24 protein-coding genes and 1 pseudogene are annotated in these 22,770 nt (G+C 71.8%); 11 read left to right on the top strand and 14 right to left on the bottom strand.

Annotated elements, in window-relative coordinates:
• Window positions 1–56: 56 nt before the first annotated feature.
• Window positions 57–1,418: an FAD-dependent oxidoreductase gene (locus J7E88_RS09275; RefSeq protein WP_215179140.1), complete on the bottom strand. Its 1,362-nt coding sequence runs from the start codon at window positions 1,416–1,418 to the stop codon at window positions 57–59.
• Between the two features lie 284 nt (window positions 1,419–1,702).
• Here J7E88_RS09275 and J7E88_RS09270 point away from each other — a divergent pair, with 284 nt between their 5' ends.
• Complete coding sequence (locus J7E88_RS09270; protein WP_215179138.1) at window positions 1,703–2,908, top strand: YbdK family carboxylate-amine ligase; 1,206 nt, start codon at window positions 1,703–1,705, stop codon at window positions 2,906–2,908.
• 84 nt (window positions 2,909–2,992) lie between these two features.
• Here the strand turns inward: J7E88_RS09270 and J7E88_RS09265 are convergent, their stop codons facing one another.
• Window positions 2,993–3,769, bottom strand: coding sequence for a 2OG-Fe dioxygenase family protein (locus tag J7E88_RS09265; protein WP_215179137.1), 777 nt, complete (start codon window positions 3,767–3,769; stop codon window positions 2,993–2,995).
• Window positions 3,770–4,808: 1,039 nt separating this feature from the next.
• Between J7E88_RS09265 and J7E88_RS09260 the strand changes: the two genes are divergently transcribed.
• Window positions 4,809–6,101, top strand: coding sequence for an MFS transporter (locus tag J7E88_RS09260; protein ID WP_215179136.1), 1,293 nt, complete (start codon window positions 4,809–4,811; stop codon window positions 6,099–6,101).
• Window positions 6,102–6,114: 13 nt separating this feature from the next.
• Here the strand turns inward: J7E88_RS09260 and J7E88_RS09255 are convergent, their stop codons facing one another.
• On the bottom strand, window positions 6,115–7,101 hold the full coding sequence (locus J7E88_RS09255; protein WP_215179135.1) for a DUF3048 domain-containing protein: 987 nt from the start codon (window positions 7,099–7,101) through the stop codon (window positions 6,115–6,117).
• Window positions 7,102–7,568: 467 nt separating this feature from the next.
• Here J7E88_RS09255 and J7E88_RS09250 point away from each other — a divergent pair, with 467 nt between their 5' ends.
• A complete protein-coding gene (locus J7E88_RS09250) occupies window positions 7,569–7,706 on the top strand; it encodes a hypothetical protein (protein ID WP_215179134.1) in 138 nt (45 codons plus the stop codon).
• Window positions 7,707–8,089: 383 nt separating this feature from the next.
• Here the strand turns inward: J7E88_RS09250 and J7E88_RS09245 are convergent, their stop codons facing one another.
• Window positions 8,090–8,248 carry a hypothetical protein gene (locus J7E88_RS09245; RefSeq protein ID WP_215179133.1) on the bottom strand — a complete coding sequence of 53 codons (159 nt, stop codon included), beginning with the start codon at window positions 8,246–8,248 and terminating at the stop codon, window positions 8,090–8,092.
• A 299-nt stretch (window positions 8,249–8,547) separates the two neighbouring features.
• Complete coding sequence (locus tag J7E88_RS09240) at window positions 8,548–8,763, bottom strand: hypothetical protein (protein WP_215179132.1); 216 nt, start codon at window positions 8,761–8,763, stop codon at window positions 8,548–8,550.
• A gap of 410 nt (window positions 8,764–9,173) precedes the next feature.
• Here J7E88_RS09240 and J7E88_RS09235 point away from each other — a divergent pair, with 410 nt between their 5' ends.
• A complete protein-coding gene (locus J7E88_RS09235; protein ID WP_215179130.1) occupies window positions 9,174–9,986 on the top strand; it encodes an SAM-dependent methyltransferase in 813 nt (270 codons plus the stop codon).
• A gap of 45 nt (window positions 9,987–10,031) precedes the next feature.
• Here J7E88_RS09235 and J7E88_RS09230 read toward each other — a convergent pair whose 3' ends face one another.
• The 4 genes from J7E88_RS09230 to J7E88_RS09215 all read right to left on the bottom strand — a co-directional run bounded on the left by J7E88_RS09230 (window position 10,032) and on the right by J7E88_RS09215 (window position 12,764).
• On the bottom strand, window positions 10,032–10,934 hold the full coding sequence (locus tag J7E88_RS09230) for a helix-turn-helix transcriptional regulator (protein ID WP_215179127.1): 903 nt from the start codon (window positions 10,932–10,934) through the stop codon (window positions 10,032–10,034).
• 88 nt (window positions 10,935–11,022) lie between these two features.
• Window positions 11,023–11,286 carry a DUF397 domain-containing protein gene (locus J7E88_RS09225; protein WP_251022361.1) on the bottom strand — a complete coding sequence of 88 codons (264 nt, stop codon included), beginning with the start codon at window positions 11,284–11,286 and terminating at the stop codon, window positions 11,023–11,025.
• Window positions 11,287–11,848: 562 nt separating this feature from the next.
• The gene (locus J7E88_RS09220; RefSeq protein ID WP_215179125.1) at window positions 11,849–12,295 is read right to left on the bottom strand and encodes a VOC family protein; all 447 of its coding nucleotides are present in this window, start codon (window positions 12,293–12,295) and stop codon (window positions 11,849–11,851) included.
• A gap of 61 nt (window positions 12,296–12,356) precedes the next feature.
• The gene (locus tag J7E88_RS09215; RefSeq protein WP_374196260.1) at window positions 12,357–12,764 is read right to left on the bottom strand and encodes a helix-turn-helix transcriptional regulator; all 408 of its coding nucleotides are present in this window, start codon (window positions 12,762–12,764) and stop codon (window positions 12,357–12,359) included.
• Between the two features lie 240 nt (window positions 12,765–13,004).
• Here J7E88_RS09215 and J7E88_RS09210 point away from each other — a divergent pair, with 240 nt between their 5' ends.
• The gene (locus J7E88_RS09210) at window positions 13,005–13,778 is read left to right on the top strand and encodes a class E sortase (protein ID WP_251022360.1); all 774 of its coding nucleotides are present in this window, start codon (window positions 13,005–13,007) and stop codon (window positions 13,776–13,778) included.
• 88 nt (window positions 13,779–13,866) lie between these two features.
• Here J7E88_RS09210 and J7E88_RS09205 read toward each other — a convergent pair whose 3' ends face one another.
• Both J7E88_RS09205 and J7E88_RS09200 read right to left on the bottom strand, forming a co-directional pair.
• Window positions 13,867–14,595, bottom strand: coding sequence for an SDR family NAD(P)-dependent oxidoreductase (locus tag J7E88_RS09205; protein WP_215179121.1), 729 nt, complete (start codon window positions 14,593–14,595; stop codon window positions 13,867–13,869).
• 244 nt (window positions 14,596–14,839) lie between these two features.
• The gene (locus J7E88_RS09200) at window positions 14,840–15,034 is read right to left on the bottom strand and encodes a hypothetical protein (RefSeq protein WP_215179120.1); all 195 of its coding nucleotides are present in this window, start codon (window positions 15,032–15,034) and stop codon (window positions 14,840–14,842) included.
• Window positions 15,035–15,558: 524 nt separating this feature from the next.
• Between J7E88_RS09200 and J7E88_RS09195 the strand changes: the two genes are divergently transcribed.
• Both J7E88_RS09195 and J7E88_RS37365 read left to right on the top strand, forming a co-directional pair.
• The gene (locus J7E88_RS09195; RefSeq protein ID WP_374196259.1) at window positions 15,559–16,353 is read left to right on the top strand and encodes an LLM class flavin-dependent oxidoreductase; all 795 of its coding nucleotides are present in this window, start codon (window positions 15,559–15,561) and stop codon (window positions 16,351–16,353) included.
• Window positions 16,350–16,514, top strand: coding sequence for a hypothetical protein (locus J7E88_RS37365; protein ID WP_215179118.1), 165 nt, complete (start codon window positions 16,350–16,352; stop codon window positions 16,512–16,514). The genes J7E88_RS09195 and J7E88_RS37365 overlap by 4 nt, the downstream gene beginning before the upstream one ends.
• 41 nt (window positions 16,515–16,555) lie before the next feature.
• Here J7E88_RS37365 and J7E88_RS09185 read toward each other — a convergent pair whose 3' ends face one another.
• A complete protein-coding gene (locus J7E88_RS09185; RefSeq protein WP_215179117.1) occupies window positions 16,556–16,942 on the bottom strand; it encodes a VOC family protein in 387 nt (128 codons plus the stop codon).
• Window positions 16,943–17,125: 183 nt separating this feature from the next.
• Here J7E88_RS09185 and J7E88_RS36990 point away from each other — a divergent pair, with 183 nt between their 5' ends.
• Both J7E88_RS36990 and J7E88_RS36985 read left to right on the top strand, forming a co-directional pair.
• Window positions 17,126–17,443, top strand: coding sequence for a PRC-barrel domain-containing protein (locus tag J7E88_RS36990; protein WP_308307432.1), 318 nt, complete (start codon window positions 17,126–17,128; stop codon window positions 17,441–17,443).
• 8 nt (window positions 17,444–17,451) lie between these two features.
• Window positions 17,452–17,679, top strand: a pseudogene (locus J7E88_RS36985) (hypothetical protein); the annotation flags it as partial.
• Window positions 17,680–17,797: 118 nt separating this feature from the next.
• Here J7E88_RS36985 and J7E88_RS09175 read toward each other — a convergent pair.
• Together J7E88_RS09175 and J7E88_RS09170 are read right to left on the bottom strand one after the other, a co-directional pair.
• Window positions 17,798–19,264, bottom strand: coding sequence for a hypothetical protein (locus J7E88_RS09175; RefSeq protein WP_215179116.1), 1,467 nt, complete (start codon window positions 19,262–19,264; stop codon window positions 17,798–17,800).
• A gap of 99 nt (window positions 19,265–19,363) precedes the next feature.
• Window positions 19,364–19,981 (bottom strand): dihydrofolate reductase family protein, encoded by a 618-nt coding sequence (locus J7E88_RS09170; RefSeq protein WP_215179115.1) that lies wholly within the window; start codon window positions 19,979–19,981, stop codon window positions 19,364–19,366.
• Window positions 19,982–20,240: 259 nt separating this feature from the next.
• Between J7E88_RS09170 and J7E88_RS09165 the strand changes: the two genes are divergently transcribed.
• Complete coding sequence (locus J7E88_RS09165) at window positions 20,241–21,707, top strand: aminotransferase class I/II-fold pyridoxal phosphate-dependent enzyme (protein WP_215179114.1); 1,467 nt, start codon at window positions 20,241–20,243, stop codon at window positions 21,705–21,707.
• A gap of 317 nt (window positions 21,708–22,024) precedes the next feature.
• Complete coding sequence (locus J7E88_RS09160; RefSeq protein WP_215179112.1) at window positions 22,025–22,744, top strand: hypothetical protein; 720 nt, start codon at window positions 22,025–22,027, stop codon at window positions 22,742–22,744.
• Window positions 22,745–22,770: the final 26 nt, after the last annotated feature.

The following is a 22,770-nucleotide window of genomic DNA, read 5'->3' as shown; positions in this document are numbered from 1 at the left end:
TCCGGCGGCTCAGGGCCGCCGGGCCGTGCCGGACACCGGCCCCTGGCTGCGCGGGGTCAGGTTCGGGCGCGCAGAGACACGGTGTGCTCGCGGATCTGCTCGGGCGTGAGGTAGGCGTCGGTGTACTCGAAGTCCCGCAGCGTGCCCGGCTTCTGCGCCTGGAATCCGGTGCGCACGAAGTCGTCGCCGGCGACCGCGTTGAGCAGCCAGTTGGTCATGACACGGATCTTGGCGACGTTGGTCCGCAGCGCGGTCCAGTGGTAGCCGCGTGCGACCGCCTGTGCGGGCAGGCCGCGCAGTTCGATGCCGAGCGGCTTGGAGACGGCGTCCTTGCCGCCGAGGTCGACCACCAGCCCCAGGTCCTTGTGCGCGTAGGGCTGCATCCGCTGACCGCGCAGCGAGGCGATGACGTTGGCGGCGACCTTGCGTCCCTGCCGCAGGGCGTGCTGGGCGGTGGGCGGGCAGACGGCTTCGTCGCCCTTGGCCAGGTCCGGCACAGCGGCGGCGTCGCCGAGGGCGAAGACGCCGTCGGTGCCGGGGACGGTCATCTCGGGTGTCACGACGAGCCGGCCGCGCACCGTCTCCGCGTCCAGCGTGCCCACGAGCGGGCTCGCCGCGACCCCGGCCGTCCAGATCAGCGTGCGGCTCGGCAGTACGCGCCCGTCGGTGAGGGTCACCTTCTCGGGCCCGGCCTCGGCGACGGACACGCCGAGCGACACCTCGATCCCGCGCCTGCGCAGGATGTCGAGGGCGACGAGCCCGAGACGGTCGCCGAGTTCGGGCATCAACTTGGGCGCGATGTCGACCAGGTGCCACTTGATCTGCCGGGGGTCGAGGCGGGGGTACCGCTTCACGGCGTGGTGGGTGAGGCGCTGCAGGCAGGCGGCCGTCTCGGTGCCGGCGTAGCCGCCGCCGACCACGACGAACCGGAGCCGGGAGGTCCGCTCCGCCTCGTCCTGGCTCGCGTCCGCCAGGTCCAGCTGGGCGATGACGTGGTCGCGGATGTAGGCGGCCTCGGCAAGGGTCTTCATGCCTCGCCCGTGCTCGAGGAGGCCGGGGATGTCGAACGTGCGGGTGATGCTGCCGGGGGCCAGGACGAGACGGTCGTACCTCTGGGCCACCGTCTCGCCCGTGATCTTGCGCAGGACGCACACCTTCGCCGCGGTGTCCACGCCGATCGCGCCGCCCGGGATGATCCGGGTCCGGTGCCTGCGGCTGCGGCGCAGGGACAGGGCGACCGACTGGGGGGTGAGCACGCCCGCCGCAACCTGGGGCAGCAGCGGCAGGTAGAGCTGGTACGAGAAGGGCGTGACCAGCAGGATCTCCGCCTCCGCTGCGGACAGTTCACGTTCCAGCCGGCGTACGCACTCCACTCCCGCGAATCCGGCGCCCACCACGAGAATCGTCGGTCGTGCCACGGTGTCCGTCCCTTCCGAGTCGGCGGGTCTCCCGCTCTTCGGGGGCGTCTCCAGCCGCCCGGCGGGGTTGCGCAGCCGCGGGGCCGGCAGCAGGACGACCGTCCTGCAACGGCGCGCTTGCCGCCCGCGCAAGGGCCGGTTACCCGAAGGCCCGGCCTCCATGCACGTCGGCCCGCTACCGGCCGCTGTGCGCCGGCGGGCGGATCCGGTGCGCGGGCGGCGGATCCGGCACGCGGGCATCGTGCCGGGGCCTGCGGGTACCCGGTCGGGCGGAGGTGGTGGCCATGCACCAGCCGGTGCAGGGACCGGGCCGTGTGCCGACCGTAGGCGTCGAGGAGGAGTTCTTCGTCGTACGGGCGGACAGCAGGGCGCCGGAGCCGGCCGGTAGCCGTGTGGTGGCGCGTGCCCGCGGTGCGGTGGGCGATCTCGTGGCGGGCGAGTTCCACGAGAGTCAGATCGAGGTGCGCACACCACCGTGCGGCGACGCCGATGAGGTGCACCGGGCGCTGGTCTCCGTCCGGTCCGCCGCGGCGGCCGCGGCCCGCGCCGAGGGACTGGCGCTGTGCGCGAGCGGCACGCCCGTCATCGGCGGCCCGGGCGCCCGGGTCGTCGGCGACCATCCGCGCTACCGGGCCGGTGTGCGGCAGTTCGGCGCGATGCTGGACGACTTCACCGTCTGCTCCGCGCACGTGCACGTCCATGTGCCGGAACGGGAGACCGCGGTCATGGCGGGCAACCATGTGCGGCCCTGGCTGCCGCTGCTCATAGCGATGAGCGCCAACTCCCCGTTCTTCCACGGCCGCGACACGGGCTACGCGAGCTGGCGCACCGTCGTACGGCTGGGATTCCCCGCGCTGAGCGCGCCCCCGTACGCGGATTCCGCGGCGCACTACGAGCGGCTGACGGCGGTGCTGGAGGCGTCGGAGGCGATGCTCGACGCGAACAACCCCTTCTGGGATCTGCGGCCCAATCCGCGGGTGCCGACGCTGGAGGTCCGTGTCATGGACGTCTCCGCCGACCCCGCGGACACAGCGGCTCTGGCCGCGCTGGTGCGAGCGCTCGTGGTGCGCTCGGTGACACTGGTCCGGCAGGGGGATCCAGGTCCGCGCACCTGTGGTGAGCTGCTGCGCGCCTCGTACTGGCGGGCGGCGCGGGACGGCTGGGCGGGGGCGGGCGTGGACGGGACTGCCGAGGAGGTCGTGCCGTTCGAGGTGCAGGCGGCCCGTCTGGTGGGACAGGTGCGAGAGGTGCTGGCGGAGTGCGGGGACCTGGACCGGGTGACGGCGTTCCTCGGACGGCTGGCCGCGCGCGGGTGCGGTGCACAGCGCCAGCGGGCCCTGTGGCAGCGGCGCCACCGGCCGGCCGATGTCGTGGACGGTCTCCTGGCGGGAGCCGGTTCGAGCGCGACGGGCGGGACGGGCGGGCATGACGCGACAGCAGAGCGCGGAACCTCGGTCCGTAGGCGGGCCGGGGACACCGGGCTCGTCTGACGCCACACGGGTGCGTCGCCCGAGGCCACGCGGGTGCGCGGGTGCGCGGGACGAGGCCACGCGGGTGCGATGGACGAGACGACGTCAGATCGCGGTGAAGGTGGTGACCAGGACGTCGCGGTGCGCGGGCAGCGCGGGATCGACCGCGTGGACGGCGGACACCGCGTGGAGGGTGGAGCGGTCGTCGTTCAGCAGCAGGCTTCCGGGGTCGCGCAGTGTGGTCGACAGCAGTTGGCGTCCTTCGGGGGTGAAGACGGTGCTCTCGCCGCCCGCGACATTGTTGCGCGCGACGAGCAGGGAGGACACCAGGGTTACGCCGTCGCGGTGGCGTCCCTCGGGGGTGGGCTCGCCCGCGCCGTCCGCCGTCGCGATGACGCGGAACGGATGGACCTTGACGCTCCACCGCCGGGTCGGATCCAGTGCTCCGGCGAGGCGTCCCAGCAGGTCGAGGACGGACCGCAGGACGGGGTCGTCCGCGAACGCGTCGGTCAGGGGCTCGAAGTGGCGGTCCACGGTGTCGTAGAGCGGGTTGGTGTGCTCCGGCTGGACGAACACCTCGTGCGGGAGCAGCTGTACGCCGCCGGTGGCGGCATCGAGCGTGAAGTGGCCGTAGCGCCGGAGCCGTCGGGTGCCGCGCCGGGCCGCGTACGCGTCCTCCGCGAGGTCCTCCCAGTGGGCGGCGAACGCGGCCCAGTCCACCCAGTGGGGCCCGTCGGCGTGGAGCGAGGCGAGAACGGTCTCCGGGGGCATGAAGTACACGCCGGTCGAGGCCAGGGCGGCGCGTGCCTCGTCGGCGGGCGCGCTGGGTCCCCTGCCGCCGGTGCCCGCCGCGGGGCCTCGCGCGTCGAGGTGGGGTTCCATGGGTCCGACCGCCTTCCGTCAGCTCGCCGAGCGTCCCGTCCGGTGCCCCGGGTTCCCCCTTCGCGGCCCTGCAACCAGCCGATTCGTGACCGGTCCGTCGCGGTCCCCCGCCTTTGGCCCCCTGTGATCGCAACCGCGGCCCGGTAGCCCATCGCCCCGGTCTGCGGTGCCCCGATGCTCCACCAGGGCGGTGCCGACCACCGCCGGCCGCGGCATCTGGTCAGCGCCGCGTTCTTGCGGGCGCCGATCGAGGCACTGCGGCCGCGCATCGAGGAGATCGCCGGCGGGCTGCTGGACGGGCGGAGGCGGGGGGCGACGACGAGGCAACCCGGCTCCGGTGGCGGCCCGTTCGGGGCCGTCCGGGGCAAGGCGTCGCCCGGTGGACGCCGTTGCCGGCACGAGCAGCCGTCCGGCGCACGCGCCGGTCCGCGGAACTGCCCGGCCGCGCACCGATCCGGCATAAACCCATGGTGGTCCAGACCTCTTGGCTGATACATGTCCGTCCGTGACGGAAAAGACGCCGGCGGGTCGGCCTTCCCGCCTCTCCAGCGACCGCCCAAGCCCGCGGGCGAACGGCGCTCACCGAACCGCGCGGACCGTGGCCGTGGCGTCGGAGGGTGCGTCGAGGAGGTGTTCGCGTCCACGCACGGCGACCCGGTCGCAGCGAACATGCGCGTGCGGCCGGTCCGCGGCGACGTCCTCCGGGAGGAGGTCGACCGCCGCGGCGTCGCACAGGGACGGGCACAGGAACTGGGCGAGCTCGTTGCAGACGGTCCGCTCTCGAGCGTGGTGCCGATATCCTCGAGGGCGCGCTCGACCGCCTGCAGCCGTGCCCGTACGCGTTCCGGCCCCTGCTGTTCTTCGGACAAGGCCACCTCCGCGCCGATGCCGTTGTGCCGCGCTATGCACGTCATCACATCAGCGAATCGGCTGCGGGGAGGGCAACGACGCAGCACGGCGAACGGGTGTGCGCCGTATGCCGGGGCCCGCGGCCCGGAGGATGTGTACGCGCGGGCCGGGGCCGGGGATGGTCGCGATCATGACAGAATCCGCACCCGTCCGGGCCCTCGCTCCCCCTCCCCGGCGTCCGGTCCGGCAGTTGCTCGCGGCCTCGGTCGGCAACGCGGTGGAGTGGTACGACTGGTACGCGTACACCTTCCTCGCCGCCTACATCGCCGATCAGGTGTTCCCCAGGAGTTCTGGCGACTCCCTGGTGCCCCTGCTGTCCACGTTCGCGGTCTTCGCCGTGGGTTTCTTCATGCGACCGGTCGGCGGGCTGCTCATGGGCGCGGTCGCGGACCGGCACGGCAGGCGTGCCGCTCTCACCGTCACGATCCTGCTGATGGGCGGCAGCAGCCTGCTGCTTGGCCTGACACCGACGTATGCGGCCGCGGGGATCGTCGCCCCGGTGGTGCTGGTCGCGGCCCGGCTGCTGCAGGGGCTGTCCGTGGGCGGCGAGTTCGCCGCCTCGACCACGTTCCTCGTGGAGTCGGCCGGCCCGGGGCGGCGCGGCCTGTTCTCGTCGTTCCAGTACGTCTCCACGTCCGTCGGGCAGCTCGCGGCCTCCGGTGTCGCGGCTGTGCTGGTGAGCCGGCTCGGTGAGGGGCAGATGGAGGGCTGGGGCTGGCGGGTGCCGTTCGTGCTGGGCGCGCTGCTCAGCCTCGTGGGCTTCTGGATCAGGCGCAGCGCCCATGAGACCCGCAGCGCCGAACAGCAACGCGCCGAGCGGCCCGGGCTGTTCGACGCCCTGCGCCATCATCCCCGCGAGTCATTGCTGATCTGCGGCATCACCGCAGGCGGCACTCTCGCCTACTACACCTGGACCTCGTACCTGCCGACGTACGCGGAGCTCAACACCGGCATGGACAAGGCCGACGCGCTGGTCGCGAGCACCCTGTCGCTGGCGTTCTTCACCGTGCTGCAGCCGGTCGGCGGGCTGCTCTCGGACCGCTTCGGGCGCAAGCCGGCGCTGTTGTTCTTCGGGCTGGGGTTCGCGGTGCTGAGCGTTCCGCTGCTGAAGGCGGTGAACGGGTCATTCGCGTCGCTGCTGCTCGTGCAGTGCGCGGGCATGGTGCTGCTGACCGGGTTCACCGCCGTCTCCGCGGCGGTGAACGCGGAGGTGTTCCCGGCGCGGGTACGGGCGGCGGGCATCGGCTTCCCGTACTCGCTCACGGTTGCCGTCTTCGGCGGCACGGCACCCTATGTGGGCACCCTGTTCAAGGAGTGGGACCGCCCGGAGCTGTTCCCCTGGTACGTCGCGGTCCTGTGCCTGGCGTCGTCGGCCGTGTACCTGCGGCTCCCCGAGAGCGCGCACAAGGCGCTCGAACGCTGAGCGCCGCCGTGCGTCAGCGGCCGGTGAGGAGCACCCACACCTGGCCGCGGGCGAAGTTCAGGCGCTCCCCCGCGGCAGTGGTGAACACCGTGTCGCCCTCCGCCGTCCGCCGCTCCCAGCGGGCGTCGAACGCGCGGCCGTCACGCAGCACGAGGGCGCTGCCAGAGCCGACCGTCTCGGTGTACGGAGACACGCTGCCCGACCGGTCGCGGAACTTCGAGGAGCGTACGTCGGTGTACTGGACGACCACCGTCGCCGGGGCGAGCGGCCCGCCGTCCGTCGTCCGGGCCGCGGTCCCGTCCATGGTCACGCGCCATCTCTTCTCGGCTGCGGACCAGGTGAAGGTGTAGCGGGCCGACGGGTAACGCACGGTCTGCTCGGCGGCGGGCCGCCCGCCCTTGGGAGCCGGGCCGAAGCGCAGCCCTATGTCGGAGGCGTCGCTCGCGTCACGGGCGGCGGCCAGCGCCTGCCGGGGCCGTAGATAGAGGTTGTGGGGAGCGGGACGGTCGTCGCCGCGTGTGTACGCACCCGGCGCCTTGCCGGGCGGCAGGGCGATGACGGGGGCGGCATCGATCAGCGGTCCGAGCGCGGACTGCGCCCCCGAGTAGGCGAGCGCGGGCCGGCCGAACTGGCGCAGCAGTTCGAGGTCGGACTCGCGGGCGCTGCGCACCGGGCCCACCTGCGCCGGCAGCCGGGACGAGTACACGGCGAGGATGCGGCTCAGGCCCGACTCGACCTGCTCGACATAGATCAGGTCGGCCGCGCCGAGCCCGGTGTGCGGGCGTGCGGGCCGCACGTTGTCGATCTTGACGGCGAGTACCGGGGCCGGGCCGCCCGGCAGACCGGTGAAGTACGAGGTGCGTGGTGCGGAGGTGGTCGGTCGGGTCGGCCCGTCGCCCCCGTCCGAGCAGCCGAAGAGCCCCAGCGCGAGGGAGGCCGCGGTGAGCGCGGCGACGGCGTTGCCGCCCCGTCTCGGGTGCCGTCGTCGTCGCGTGGTCATCTCAGCTCCCGTACGTCAGGTGGGCGCGGGCGGTCTCGTCGGACACACCCTGTTCCCGCAGGTCCTCCACCTGGTACGTACACTCTGCGCCGCCCCCGGAAGAGGGGCAAGGCGGGGAGGACGAACCCCGTCGCGGCGTCACCGGTGGGGCCGCAACAGCATTGCCATCGTGGTGGGTTGCGTGGAACCGGCGGGCAACGGCACCTCAGCTGTGCCCACTCGCGCCACGAGCCCCCTGCCCCGCCCTCACGGCCGGGAGCATCCCGTGATCTTCACTGTCACCCTCCCCGCGGACGACCGGGGCCGGGACCAGCGCTCCCTGCCGGCCTGGTTCCTGCCGGCACGACGAGATCCGTACGAACGCCTCAATGCCCGCCCGGACGGGGCTCTGATGGTCGACGACGAGAACCCCCGGCGTGCCCTGTACGAGCTGCGGCCCCAAGCGGCCGGATGTGCGGCCGGGCGGCATGACCCAGCCGAAGGGCGCGGACGGCGCAGAGTACGCGAACGAGGAGCTCGATGCTGAAGGGCTGGTTACGCAAAGCGACGATTTGCTGGTGGCCAGTCTGCAGATCTCGTGGCGCTCGCCGAAGGGAAGCGGCTGACCCTGGAAAAGTCGTACGCGCCGTGCACGCAGCACCGTGCAGGTCTTCCGTACAACGCCGGCCGACCGGGACGTCTCCCGCCGTTGCCGACCTCGGCAAGGAGCCGACGGACCTACTGGCCGAGAAGGAGCTGCTGCTCAACCGCGCCGCATGCCCGCAGACCGGGGCGAAGAGCAATGTCGAAGGGGCCGACGAGAAGCCGCCCTTGCCGGCCGATGCCGGAGGAGTGGCTCTCGGCCCCGAGCTGACCGAGGGGCGAGGGGGAGGTACCGGGGCCGCCGGGCGCTCTGTCTCATCTCGGACGACAACGACAGCAAGGAGCAGCTGACGCGGCTCCACTCGTCCGCCGTCGCCGTGGGCCGCTGACGCGGGTCCTCGGGAGCCTAGCCGCGCGCCGCGAAGCGCTGCAGCTCGAAGTCCAGCGTGCGCCCGACCTCGCGCAGCGTCGCCTCGGCTGTCTGCCGGACATCCGCGGGGACGTCGCCCCGCTCCTCGACCAGGCTGTCGTAGATCGGTGCGTCAGCCCTGTCTGCGGAGCTCACGATAAGTCCCTTCGTTCGGTTGCACGGGGCTTCGTGCCCTTGCACAGTCGATGCGAGGCACGGGCTTCAAGCGGTTCTGACGGAAGCAGGGGCCGAGTGTACGGGGTGGGCCGGCCGCCTCTTTCCGGCGGCCCCGCCTCGGCACACCGCTGTACGTGCTCCTGTGGCGCGTGGTCACGGAGCAGTACGCGAGCCGTGCGCCGTACGGGTGCATTTGCGGACCGCGGAGGGCCCCGGTCGGTGCAATCGGTGTGGCCGCCGCGCAGGGGCGTCGTCGGGGCGGGCGTGAAGAAGATCACTTACTCCGCCGCCTGCGCGCTCGCCTCGGTGTCCTGTCCCCCGCCCTCGCCGGTCACGTCGGCCCGGCCGAGGAGTGCGGCGGGGATCGGCCAGGTCTCCGCCTTCCAGGTCCTTGGGCACCCGGAGACGGGTCCGGTGACGCTCGACGTGGGCAGCCGACCCGACTCGAACGGGACTTCCGCCCGGCCCTCCCCCATGGGGCCACCCAGCTCCATGTCCGCAACGCAGGGCACTTTCGGCAAGTTCGCGTACACAGGCGGTGCTGTCGGAACCGTGCAGGCCGGGGAGCTCTCCACCGTCGCGCACGATGTGACCCCCGAACCCGGCAGCCGCGGGGCAGGGCCTCACCGTGCGCATCCATGTGACGGGTGACGACAACACGTGGGAGACCTGCGTGCAGTTGGAAGTCCCTTATCGCCGGCTGATGCCCTGCAGAACCGACGGCGCACACCGCATGCGCGCCGTCGGGCCCACGCGCCGTCCGCCGTTCACGAGATCGCGGCCGGCGCGTGGCCGAAAGACGACGTGAACAGTCCGTCACTTGACCGTTCACCTGTACCGCCGCGCGTGCGCTCCCTAGCATGTCCGTCCCACAGCCTGATTCACGGACGCGGGTGAGGACTGGATGCAACGCGAGTCGTGGCGCCCGGATGCCATCGACACCAAGGTGCCCAGCGTGGCGCGCATGTACGACTACTTCCTGGGAGGCGACGACAACTACCAGTCCGACCGCGACGCGTGCGAAGAACTGCTGAAACAGGTCCCCAGCACCAAGGTCCTGGCCGTCAACAACCGCAACTTCCTGCGGCGTGTGGTGCGCCTGCTGGCGAGCGAGTACGGCATACGCCAGTTCGTCGACCACGGTTCGGGTCTGCCCACCCAGGACAACGTCCATCAGGTGGCCCAGTCCGTCGACCCCGAGTCCTGCGTGGTCTACGTCGACAACGACCCGATCGTCCTCGCACACGGCCGGGCGCTGCTCGACGAGAACGACCGCACGGCCGTCATCCAGGCCGACATGCGCGACACCGACGGCATCCTCGGCCACGATGAGACGAAGCGGCTCATCGATTTCAGCCGGCCGGTGGCCGCCCTGTTCGTCTCGGTGCTGCACTGCATCCCGGACCAGGACGATCCGGCTGCTCTGATACGCCGCGTCGCCCAACGTCTCGTCCCCGGCAGCTTCATGGTGGTGTGTCAGCTGGTGAGCGACCGGCCCGAGATCCGTACGTTCGTCACCGACTTCATGGCCGAGGCCACCGGCGGCAACTGGGGCCGGGTCCGCGAGGAGCACGAGGTCCGGCGGTACTTCGACGGTATGGAGATCCTGGAGCCCGGTCTTGTGGAGGTGTCCACCTGGCGGCCCGACACCGACCTGGCGCCCGTCCAGCAGACGGACGAGTGGATCGAGTGGGGCGGCGTGGGCCGGCTCGTCTGAGCCCGCCCGCCTTCACCGGGCCACGGCCCCGGAGGTCACCGAGGATCACATCGCCGCCAGACGCTCCTCCAGCGTCTTCAGCGATTCCTTGGGAGTGAGTGCGCAGGCACCGAGCCGGTCGAGCATGTCACGGTACTGCTCGACGGTCCCCGGCTTCTGGGTGAAGGTGCTGTCGGTGAGGTGCTCGATGTACACGGCGTCCTTCAAGTCGCGGAGCGCGAAGCGCAGATAACTCACGCCCGTCCCCACGCCCACGGCGGCCGTCACGTCCAGCGGAGCGATCTGCAGGGTGACCCGGGAGCGCCGCACCATCGTGACGAGGTGTCGCAACTGATCGCGCATCAACTGCCGGTCGCCGACGGAGCGCATCAGCACGGACTCGTCGATGACCGCCCACAGGCGCGGTGCGTCCGGCTGGTCCAGCTGCCGCTGCCGCTCCTGCCTGAGCTCGACGCGGCGCTGGACCTCGTGGGCGAGCAGATGCCCCGGCCCGGACTGGATGACGGCGCGGGTGTACGCGGGCGTCTGCAACAGACCGGGGACATAGAAGGGCTCGTAGGTACGGATCGTGGCCGCGGCGCCCTCCAGGGCGACGAGCGGCGTGAAGAAGTCGGACAGGACGTCACTGAAGGAACGCCACCAGTCCGAGCGGCGGGACTGCTGCACCAGGCGCATGAACTCGGCTATCCGGACCTCGTCCTGCACCCCGTAGAGACCCAACAGGGCCAGTGCGTCGGACGGCTTGCAGCCGTGCCGGCCCAGTTCGATACGGCTGGTCTTCGACCGAGAGAATCCGAGCTTGCCGTCGACGTCTGCCGGGTCGAGACCCGCGCTCGTCCGCAGCTCGCGCAACTTGCCGCCCAGGATGAGCTTCAGGGCGGTCGGGTTGTCCTCGACCGCTCCCAGCGGCCGAACGAACAACGACGGGCTCGGATCGGCGGCAGTCATCACACACTCCTGCGGAGACTATGAGAAGGCGTCAGTATCCCAGCAGGTGCCTGCACGCACCAATGGACCCAACGCCCCAGCGGGGTTTTCAGCCGACCATGGCGTCGAAGTCCCCGTCACGAGCGCCCGCCACGAAGGCGGCGATCTCCTCGCGGGTGTAGACGAGCGCCGGCCCCTGCGGGTCGCGGGAGTTGCGAATGGCGATGCCGCCGTCCGGCAGCGCCGCCATCTCCACGCAATTGCCGGTCGCGTTGCTGTGGCTGCTCTTGATCCATGTCACCGCGGTCAGCGCTCCGGCCCGCATGCCGTTGACGAACTCCACTCCCACACCAGCCCCTCGTCGCTCCAGCATCGGTCTCCATAGCCACATAGCCACACGAGTGCAATCCCAGATGCAATTGCATCACCGGGCCGTTCTCGACAATACTCGTCCAGCGTCGCCGTCGAACAGCGAATCCCGCGCGGAGACATGACCCGTGGCGATTCACCCGCGGTGCCTCTCGGGCACCGGCAGCGCACGGAGAGACGATGCGTCGTGCCGGGTCCGGCGTGAATCGCCCGTTGGAGCCTTCCCGTCGTTCTGCATCGGTGAGCCCGACTGCGGCCGTGACGGTCAACCGCCACACCCCTGACACCGGGCGGCCGCCGGTGTCCCGCAGCCCATAGTCGATGATGTTCTTCCGGCGCATCCGGTCGTCGATGCGCAGCTGTGCGCATCCGGCGTGCTCGCGGTGGGCGCTCACCAGCGTGAGGATCCGCCGCATGCGGTCCGCGGTCGTGCCGGGGCGGGAGTGCGCGGACGGTCGTCGCCGTCCGCGGACAGGGCGCGGTCGTCGTGGTGCACGGGCGGCCTCGATTTCGGGGAGGGGGCTCACCGGTGCAGCGTCCGCCCCCTCCCCTGCGTGCAGGCCGCGTCAGCAGGACCAGTCCTTGTCCATGTCGAGGCCGCCCTCGCGGGCCTGGGTGAAGGAGAACCAGTTGCCGGAGTCGTCCCGGAAGATCGCCTCGGTGCCGTACGGGCGCTCCTGCGGCTCCTGAAGGAACTGCACACCGCGTTCCTTGAGCTTCTCGTAGTCGCCGTGGATGTCGTCGGTCCTGAGCACGCCCGCACCGAGGATTCCCTTGGACACCAGCTTCTTCATGGCCTCGGCGGACTCGGGGTCCATGGCGGGCGGGCCGGGGACCATCAGGGTGAGCTCCACGTCGGGCTGGTTCGCGGCGCCTACGGTGAGCCAGCGCATGCCGCCCTCGCCCATGGTCATGTCCGTCCGCACTTCCAGGCCGAGCTTCTCGGTGTAGAACTCCTTGGCGCGGTCCTGATCCAGCACCCAGACGGTGGAAATGGCGAGACCCTTGATCATGACGTGCTCCTGGGGAGTGGGGTGGGTGTCCGTTGCCCTGTCACCGTAGGCAGCCGCCCGCTCAGACTGCTTCTTCAGAATTGCTCTCTCGCTCGGCGCTTCGCCCGGACGACTCCTTCGCCGGGGAGAAGCCGCCGGCCCACAGCATCGCGTAGCACCCCGGTATGAGCGCCGCGCCGCGGCCGACGTGCCGGGCGCGGTACTCGCGGGGCGACAGCCCGGTCTGCCGCTTGAAGCGGGACGAGAACGTGCCGAGGCTGGAGAATCCGACAAGCGTGCAGATCTCGGTGACGGACAGGTTCGCCGTGCGGAGCATCTCCTCCGCCCGCTCTATGCGGCGGGCCGACAGGTACTGGCCGGGTGTCTGCCCGTAGACCGCCTTGAACGCGCGTACGAAGTGGTAGCGCGAGTACCTGGCGTGGGCGGCGACCGCGTCGAGGTCGAGCGGCTCCGCCCAGTCGCGGTCCATTGCGTCCTTGGCGAGCCTCAGCTGCTGGAGGTGGGACAGGTCTGTCACCTGTCTCATGCTGGCACGCGGCACTGACACAAGCGCCTGACCTGCATCGATCCGCTGGGGCACGTACTCCGGCCGAGACAGGGGAACATCCGGCCGAATGACGTCGTTGTGTCTGAAAAGAGGCCATTGGTGTGATCGGCGTGCCCCACGCCGGGCGCCGGCCGTCTCCCCGGCTACCGATCCCGGATTCCCATGACTGTTCTCCGAGCTGTTCCCCTCGCCGTGGCGAGCGGGCTCGTCGTCGTGCTCGCCGGATGCACCGCCGCGGCGGACACCGGCGCGGCGGCGGAGCGCCTCACCGCAGGCAGCGCGTCCACCGCGCTCGACCGCGGTGTGCCCTCCGCGCCGCCCTCTCCCTCCCCCTCAGCCCCCACGGTGACGCCACTGGAGCCCGCGGTCGAGAGGGCGTCCGCAACGCCGGCCCCCGAGGCGTCCCGGCCCCGGACGGAGACGGCGCTGCTGTCCATACCGTCCATCGGGCTCAAGGAGCTGAAGGTCGTCCCGTACGAGGGCACGACCGACGACTGGCCGGGCACCCGGATACAGAACCGTGGCGTCGGCGCCAGCCCCTACGGCGAGAACGGCGGCGTCGGTCCCGGCGAGGTAGGAAACTACCTGGTCACCGCGCACCGCCTCTCCGCGGGCGGTCCGCTGCGCGATCTGCCGTCGCTCGACGAGGGCGCATCGGTGTTCGTCCGGGCGGGCGGCAAGGTGTACGAGTACGAGATCACAGAGACCAGGACGACCTCGTTCCGCTCCGAGCGCTCCCTCGCCGAGCAGCGGGCGGCCGTCCCCGGTCGTCCCGGCGAGCGGCCGACCCAGGCGATGATCACGATCTCGACCTGCGCAACGCCCGAGGACAACGCGGCGGGCAATTTCTGGCGCGACGACCGGGGCAACCCCGAGCACCGCATCGACAAGGTTGGCGTGCTGCGTGAGGCGGTGCCGGAGCAGGCCGCCGGCTGACGTCGCCCGCACTGAGCGTGGTCGTGCGCACCGCCGCGGACCGCCGCCGCGGACCGAGCGTCCCGGCGTCCGCGCGCTCCCCCGTCGGCTACATGCCGCCCGCGACGCGCAGCACCGCACCTGTGGTGAAGGACGCGTCGTCGGACAGCAGCCAGGCGACGGACCCGGCGATCTCTTCCGGCCGTCCCGCACGGCCGAGCGGAATGGTGCCGGCCAGCTTGGAGGGGCGCTCCGGATCCTCGTGGAATTCGGTCCGGATGACGCCGGGCGCGACGCAGTTGACGCGTACGCCGTCGGCGGCGACCTCCTTGGCCAGGCCGACGGTCATGGCGTCGACTGCCGCCTTGGTCGCGGCGTAGTGCACGTACTGGCCGGGGCTGCCGAGCGTCGCGGCCGCCGAGGAGATGTTGACGATGGCGCCGCCGCGGGTGCCGGTCATGTCGCGGACGGCCCTGCGCGCGCAGAGCAGGTAGCCGAGGACGTTGACCTCCAGGGCGCGGCGCATGCCCTCGGCATCGGCGTCGGCCAGGCGGCCGTTGGGGCCGCTGATGCCCGCGTTGTTGACGAGGCCGGTGACGGCGCCCAGTTCGGCGGCACGGTCGAACAGCCCGTCGACGGACGCCTCGTCGGCGGTGTCGACAGGGACGGCGAGCGCGCGCCGCCCGGTGTCGGTGACCGCCTTGACGACGGTCAGCGCGGCGGCTTCGTCGGACCGGTAGCCGACCACCACGTCGTGGCCTTCGGCGGCGAGGCGCTGGCAGATCGCGGCGCCGATTCCGCGGCTGCCGCCGGTGACGACAGTGAGGTGCTGGGTCAAGGAGGTCTCCGGGGTGCGTACTGGCTGCTCCCCGACTGTAGTTGGGCCTCCGCGGCACTCGGCGATGAGGGATTGCCTTGCGTCACCGGCGGACGGCGCGCCGCGGGCGGACCGTCCAGGCGCCCATCGGCCGGTGACCGCTTGTGCCGGGGTGAACGGATCGGAACCATCCGGCGGGCCGGTGCCCATGGCGAAGGGGCGCACCCGGGAAGGGTGCGCCCCTTCGTCTCACGTGACGCCCGGATCAGCTCTGGTAGCGGTTCTGGTCCTCGTCCAGCCTCTCCTGGCGCGGTTCACCGGCCTGCCGGCCGCGCTTCCGCTGCTGCCGGGCACGCTCCTCGGACTGCTGCCGGCCGCGCGACTTGGCATCGTCCATGCGCTTCTGCGCCTCGTCCTTGAGCTGCTCGGCCTTGTCCCGGAACTGGTCCTTGATACCCATCAGTGGCTCCTTCGAGGTGGGGGTCTGGGCGCGTTCAGCGTTGCACGACCCGACATGGCTCGCATGTCAGCCGAAAAACGGGCAGGTCGGACCTGGTGTGACCCCCGGGAACCGAGGTGTTGCAGCGCCGGCGATGAGACGTTCACGTCGCAACGCAGGGCCGTTCATAGGACGTACGGCACGGCTCGTTCGTGGGGCACGGCTCGTTCGTGCGGCGCGAGTGCCCGCCCGATGTACCGGCGGCGCTCGGTGGTGCCACCGTCGCCGCGCGCCGATCGACATCCGCCCAAGTGACCATCATGAACCCCGGCAACGCCGTTCTGCGGGAGACCGAGGTCGCATCCTCGCTGCCGGCGGGCTGGATGGCCGACCGGTCCCGCTCCACGGGCGCTCCGCGCCCGGCGCAACGGTCGGACTGCGGGCGGTGCTCACCCGCGGCGCCCGGTGATCCCGCGAGGAGCCGGCCGTGCGACGCGTGACGCGCGCACGTGAGCGCCGCAGCTGGGCGTCGGGTTGTGAGCGCCATGTGGTGGGCGCCGTCTTGGGGCGTTGTGCTGTCGCGCCGTCTTGTGGGGCGCCCGTGCGGGTCAGTAGGAATGGGCTCCACGACTGCTCTCGGCGCTGTGTTCCGGCCGCAGTTGCCACCCGAGCGGCTCCCTGCCATGGCCCGTGCGGCCGATGCGGCAGGACTGGAGGAGTTGTGGCTCTGGGAGGACTGCTTCCCTGAAAGCGGAATTGCCACCGCGGCGGCCGCCCTGGCCTGGACTGAGCGACTGCGGGTGGGCGTTGGCCTGTTGCCGGTCCCGTTGCGCAACGTTGCACTGACCTCGATGAAGGCCGCCACCCTCCTGCGGCTGTTCTCCGGGCGCGTAACGCCGGCACTCGGGCACGGTGTGCAGGACTGGATGGGCCAGGTCGGTGCGCGGGTCGAGTCGCCGCTCACGCTGCTGCGCGAGCATCTGGCGGGGATGCGGGCGCTGTTGGGCGGTGAGCGGATGACGGTGGAGGGCCGCTACGTGAGGCTCGACGGCGTCGCCCTGGACTGGCCGCCCACGGCCGCGCCTCCCGTGCTCGCCGACGCGCTCGGGCCCAAGTCGCTGCGCGCTGTCGGGCGAAGTGGCCGACGGGACGCTGCTGGAGGCGAGCGTGTCCGTCGACGGCGTGCGCCGGGCCCAGCGGCTCATCGACGAGGGACGCACCGCGGGCGGACGCACCGAGCCCCATCAGGTGGTCGTCTACGCCCACGCCGCGACCGGACCCGGCGCCGAAGACCGACTGAGGGCCGAACTTCACGGCTCCCACGGCGAGTCGGGGCTTGAGCTGGGGTGTCGCCGGGGGTGCGGGCGCGGTGGCCAAGGCCGTGCAACGACTCGCGGACGCCAGGGTCGACACGGTCGTGCCCCAGCCGACCGCCGACGAGCCGGACCCGGTGGGCTTCGTACGGTTCGTGGCCGAGGAGGTCCGCCCGCTCGTGCCGTGACGGCCGACGTCACGGGCGGTGCCGGGCGTCGACGGGCTGCCTCAGCCTGCGGCGTCCTGCGGATACCAGCGCAGTTCGACAGTGTTGCCGTCCGGGTCCTGCACGTATATCGACTGCGCGTCGCCCCGCGCGCCGTAGCGTTCGACCGGGCCTTCGAGGACGGTGAACCGGCCGGAGTCGACGACCTCCTGCCAGTCGATCGGGTCGACGACGAGGCAGATGTGGTCGACGTTGGACTCGCCGCGCGGCCTGCTGACCAGGTCGATGATGCTCGTCGGGCTGATCCGCGCCGAAGGGAACGGCGCCTTGCCCGCCCGCCACTCCTCCACTCTGACCGGCTCCAGGCCGAGCGGTCCGCAGTAGAACTCCAGGGCGCGCTCGACGTCCTGGACGTTGAGCACGACGTGGTCGAAGTCCTTGACACGCACGATGCCTCCTGTCGTGATTCCATTCCGTTACCGATCAGAACTTAATTGCGCTCGGGCCTGGACGGAAGGCCAGGGATCACTCCTCCCCTCAGCGCGATGACGTCCCTTTGGTGGTTGTTTATCGCTATTTCTTACGGTTACCCGCGCTCGGGGAAGGCACGCCGCGCGAGAGGGAGGAAGCAAGTGATCACCCGTGACCAGATACCGAAGGTGCTGGACCGACCGGTCTATGACGCCGAGGGCAACAAGGTCGGCAACGCCAAACATGTCTTCGTCGACGACGCCACGGGGCAACCGGACTGGGTCAGTGTGCAGACCGGTCTGTTCGGAACCAACGAGTCGTTCGTTCCGATCCGGGACGCCACCATGGTCGAGGACCACTTGGAGGTGCCCTACCCCAAGAACACCATCAAGGACGCTCCCCACGTCGACGTCGACGCCGGCGGACACCTCTCCCGCCAGGAGGAGGAGCGCCTGTACAGGTACTACAGCATCGGCTGAGACGCCGCATGGCAGGACGCGAACCGTCCCGGGAGCGCGGCTGCCGGTGCGGCCGGAGCCGCGGGCATCGCAGAAGCGGCGGGCATCGCAGAAGCGGGGGGCATCGCAGAAGCGGGGGCGTCGGCGCGGTGACGTCCGGCTCGGAGACCTCCGCTGGGGGCCACGACGTCCCGCTGTACGAGGAGCGGCCGGTGGTCGAGACCCGGACCGAACCGGTGGAACGGGTCCGGCTTCAGGTCGAGGGGCGTTTTGAGGACGAACCCGTCACAGGCCGGATCCGCAAGAAGCGGATCGAGGCCGACATACCTGATGACCGGGGCAGGAGGCGTCCGACTTGTTGGTGCGCGGGAGCGTTCAGGTCGCGACGGACGGCCCCGACTGCAGTTGCTCCAGTCTGCGCTGGAGCAACTGCAGTGCGCCGCGCTGACGGCCCGGCACCCGTCGGCGCAACCGTACGAGCTCCGGGGCGAGTCGGCGTGCACGTGCGGCGTCGCGGATCTGCTCCCACTGGTGGTGGGCGCGGTCGACCGCGCCTTCGACGTCGGGGTCGTCGGCCGTCTGCTGCCGGCGTAGTCGGGCATCGGCCACGGCCATCCACAGTTCGCAGCTGCGCGCGGGGTCCTGGGCGAGACGCGCGAGGTCGGCCCGTACCTCCAGCCAGTGGAGTGCCTGCACCGAACCCGGTCCGTACGCGCGCAGGGCATCAGCCTCACAGGCCGCCGCGGCAGCGGCGGCCTCGGTGTGCCGGCCGGCGCGCGCCGCGGCGAGGATCGCCGGATGAGGGTCGCCGGCCGCGGCGGCCGGCTGCACGGTGGCCACGGGCGCGCGGGCCGCCGCGCCAGCGGCAGGTCCCGGCGGGGCCGTGCCCGGGGGATGGGCCGCGACAGCGGCAGGGCGCGCGGTTTCCTGCTGCTGGGCGTGGGCGGCGGCCGGTGCCTGGGTCCAGGCGTGACCCGGGGGCTCGGCGTCGGCGGCGGCAGGTCGCGCGGGGACCTGGTGCCGGGTGGACACATTGGCCGACGGCGCGGCGTCTCGCCTCTCGGCCGCGCCGGCGGCAGGTCCCGCCGGACCCGGGAGCTGGGCCGGGGTCGGCATTTGCGGGTGGGGGGCCGCCGGGGCCGGTACGGCGGACACGGCGGTCGGGACAGTCGGGGCAGTCGCACTGCCGGACGGGAGCGGGAAGAGCAGTGCGCCGTCGGCCGGTCCGGACTGCGCGGCGGCCTGCTCGTGCAACTGCGCGAGGGACGGCCGCGCGCCACTGCGCCAGATCGCGGCCATGGCCTTGAGGTACACAGGCGACACAACCGTACGGCGCCCGGGGGCGGGTGCGATCCTGCCCTGGAACAGCGTGCCGGGGCCGAGGTCGGCGTACCCTTGGCGCACCTGCTGCAACGCCTCGTCGTCGGCGACCAGATCGACCACCACCGTGGTCGTCCCCGGCCGGCGGATCCTGAGTTCGCCGGCCAGCCAGTGCCAGGGCAGCGCCGTGTACCGCACGGTCGCCGGCGTCGTGCGGGCGAGGGCGAAGTGCAGCAGCTTCTGCCTGCGGTCGACATGCAACTGCCCGGCCATATACAGGAACAGCGGCCCGGGAGCGGCGGCCGCGGCACGGATGCGGGTCAGCACGGTCTGCGGGTCGAGCGGGTCGGCGAGTTCGATGACGGTGGCCGCCGCGTCCCTCGTGCCGGTCAGCACCGGGGCCGGCACGGCGGCGAGCGCGGGCAGCACGGACGCCGCGTCGACAAGGCGGCCTTTGCCGGCCGGGGCCGCTGCCAGCAGCAACGCGGTACCCGACGCCGAGTTCTCCCCACTGATCACCACCTCAGCACCGTAGCCCCTGACGGAACCTTCTGGCCAAGCGGTGCGCCTCGGGTCGCCGGCCGCGTCGGGCCACCCGGCCGAGCCGGCCCGCCACGCCACCTACTTCAGGACGCGGTACTTCAGGTGCGTCGCGCGCGGTGTGTCGACGACCCTGATCGGCTCCAGCTTCCGCTGCTGCGGGCCGATACGGTCGAACAGTCGCAGACCTTCGCCCAACAGCACAGGCACCACGTGCAGTTGGAGCTCGTCGACGAGTCCTGCGCGCAGAAACTGCTGCACGGTGTCGGCGCCGCCCGCGATGTCGACGTTCCTTCCTCCGGCCGCCGCCCTCGCCTGCTCGAGCGCGCTGTGGATGCCGTCGGTCACGAAGGTGAAGGTGGTGCCGCCCTGCTTGACCACGGGCCGCCGGGGCCGATGGGTGAGCACGAACACAGGGGCCCGGAAAGGCGGGTTGTCGCCCCACGGCTTCTCACCGGTGTCGTACATGAGGCGCCCCATGACCACCGCGCCGGTCGCGTCGAACCATTCGCGCATGATCTGTGAGTCGCGGTTCTCCTCACCGCCGGTCATGCCCTGGCGCTCCCGCCAGCTGGCAAGGTCGTGGATCCAGTGGAACAGGGCTTCCGCTCCGTGCCCGCCGGGGTTGTCGACGGTCACGCCGGTGCCGGCGATGCAGCCGTCCAGCGACATGGCGAAATCCGCAGTGACGATGGTCATGTGCTCTTCCTCCAGGGTTCGGACGCGCTCGTGCCAGGGCGGCGCCAAGCGGCGCGGCTGTCACGTGTGTGACGCACCGTTGTCACCTGTGCGTCGATCGAGGCAGGCCCTTTTCGACAGCGTCCGGCATCGTCCCGCAGGATTCTTCGGCGCTCTCGGCCCCACGCGGGGCAACCGGCGGTTTGAGCGCGCCGCGTGGGGCAACCCGTCTCCCACAGCCGCACCGGCCGTATGCCGATCCGAGACCAGGAGCCGCACCATGGACCACTCCCGTGTGCCCGTTCTCGAAGCTCTGGCGGATTTCCACCGTCGCGGGGACACCGTGTACGGCCCGCCGGGGCACAAGCAGGGCCGCGGGGTCGACCCCCGGGTGCTGGAGGTACTGGGCGAGGGTGTGTTCCGTTCCGATGTGCTGTCCCTCAACGGGCTGGACGACCGCCGCGAGTCCCAGGGCGTGTTGGACCAGGCGCAGGAACTGATGGCCGACGCGGTGGGCGCCGAACGTGCGTTCTTCTCGACGTGCGGCAGCTCCCTGTCGGTCAAGACGTCGATGCTGGCCGTGGCGGGGCCGGGCGAGAAGCTGCTGGTGTCCCGCAACGCCCACAAGTCGGTGATCGCGGCGGTCATCATCAGCGGCGTCGAGCCGGTCTGGGTGCACCCCCGCTTCGACACCGAGCGGAACCTCGCCCACCCGCCGGAGCCGGACGCCGTCCAGCGGGCCCTGGCGGAGCACCCCGAGGCGAAGGGCATGCTGCTGATCACGCCGACCGACTGGGGCTCCTGCGCGGACATCAAAGGGGTGGCCAAGGTCTGCCACGCCGAGGACGTGCCGCTCATCGTCGACGAGGCGTGGGGCGCGCACCTGCCGTTCCACGACGCCCTGCCGTCCTGGGGTATGGACGCGGACGCCGATCTCGTCGTCACGAGCGTGCACAAGATGGGCAGCGCCGTCGAGCAGAGTTCGGTGTTCCACCTGCGGGGAGACCGGGTGTCGGCCGATGTGCTCAAGCAGCGCGAGGACCTCCTCGGCACGACGAGCGCCTCGTCCCTCGTCTACGCGACCCTCGACGGCTGGCGTCGCCAGATGGTGGAGCAGGGACACGAACTCATCGACGGCGCCCTGCGCCGGGCGCGGCGGCTGCGGGCGGCGGTGGACGGCATGCCGGGCCTGCGACTGATGGGATGCGACGTCGTGGAGTCGGGCCTCGCGGCCGACCTCGACCTGCTCAAGATCGTGGCGGACGTCCGGGAACTGGGCATCAGCGGCATGCGGGCCGCCGAGTGGCTGCGCACGAACTGCCGTGTGGACATGGGGTCCTCGGACACCTGCCGGATCAGCGGCGTGATCACGCACGCCGACGACGACCGGACGGAGGAGGTGTTCCTCGACGCCCTGACCCGGCTGGTCGCCGCCGCCGAGGCCGGTGACATCGACGGCGGCCCGCCGGTGGACCTGCCCGCACCGGGTGCCCTGGAACTGGAGCAGGTGATGCTGCCCCGCACGGCGTTCTTCGGCCCTGCCGAACAGGTTCCCGCTGCCCAGGCGGTGGGGCGGATCGCGGCCGAGATGATCAGCCCCTATCCCCCCGGCGTGCCAGCGGTGGCTCCCGGAGAACTGATCACGGCGGAGGTCATGGACTACCTCCGCAGCGGTGCCGCCGCCGGGCTGCTGATCCCCGATGCCGCCGACCCGTCGATGGACAGCGTCCGGGTCGTGTCGGCCTGACGGGGCGTACGACCGGAGCCGCCGCCCTTGACGGCCTGGCCCCGTCTGGACGCGCCGGGGCGGGCAGCGCTGCTCGCGGATCCGGACGACGCGGTGCGCCGGTCCGCCCTACTGCGGCACCACGAGGACGAGCGACGCCCCGCTCCGTCTTCGACACGCTGGAGCCCTGGAGCACCGGCTCGACACGTGCCGCTTCGCAACAGACGTCGCCGCGGATCCCGCCGCGGCCCGCCGGCGGGCCTCGCCCGTAACCCCCACGTGTCACCCGAGCTGATCGCCGCCCTCGCCGTCGACGAGGGCCACGAGGACGGCTTAAGGTGTCCGTCCGTCCCGAACTCACCGAGGAGCAGCGGGCCGCCATCCGTGTCGACATCGACCCCGGGGCCAGGTGCCTCGACGTCGACTGGGTCGTGGCCGCGCACGACGACCCCGAGGTCATGCGCCGCTGTGCCGCCTCGTCCCATCTGCTGCTGCGCAGCAGGGCCACCCGGCCCGCCCGGCTCCCGCCCGACGTCGTCGAACGGCTTGCGCGGGACGAGGACCGGGTCGTATGCCTTCTCCTCGCCGAGTCGTGCGACGACGCGCCCGCCGTCATGCTGCCGAAGGTGTGGCAGTGGTGGAACGGCAGCCTGTCGCGCCCGGGGCGGCCGCGGTCGCACCCGAACTTCCCCCGCCGTGACCTGCTGCAGTACGCCGATGACCCGCACCCGCGGATGCGTCGACTGGCCCTGGACGACCCGGAGTCCACGGCTGAGTCGGCGGAGCGGTTCAGCCGCGACCCGGACGAGGAGATACGGCTGCGGGCCGCCAAGGACGTCCGGTTGTCGGCCGCGTCGGCCGTGTACCTGCTCGACGACCCGGACGCGAGTCTGCGCGCGGCGGCGTCCCGGCACCCTCGGCTGCCGACACGCGTGCTGGTGGGACTGCTGCTGGACGTCGAGACCGCGGACCAGGCGGTGTGCAATCCGTCGATCCCCCTGGCCGTCATGCACCGGAAGATCGACCGGGCGGCCGAGCCGCCGGCCCGCGCGGGATGATCCGGCGCGGACCGGGCGGTGCCCGG

The organism is Streptomyces sp. ISL-10 (assembly GCF_018614575.1).
Classification (GTDB): Bacteria; Actinomycetota; Actinomycetes; order Streptomycetales; family Streptomycetaceae; genus Streptomyces.
This window is presented reverse-complemented; position numbering and strand designations above follow the sequence as displayed.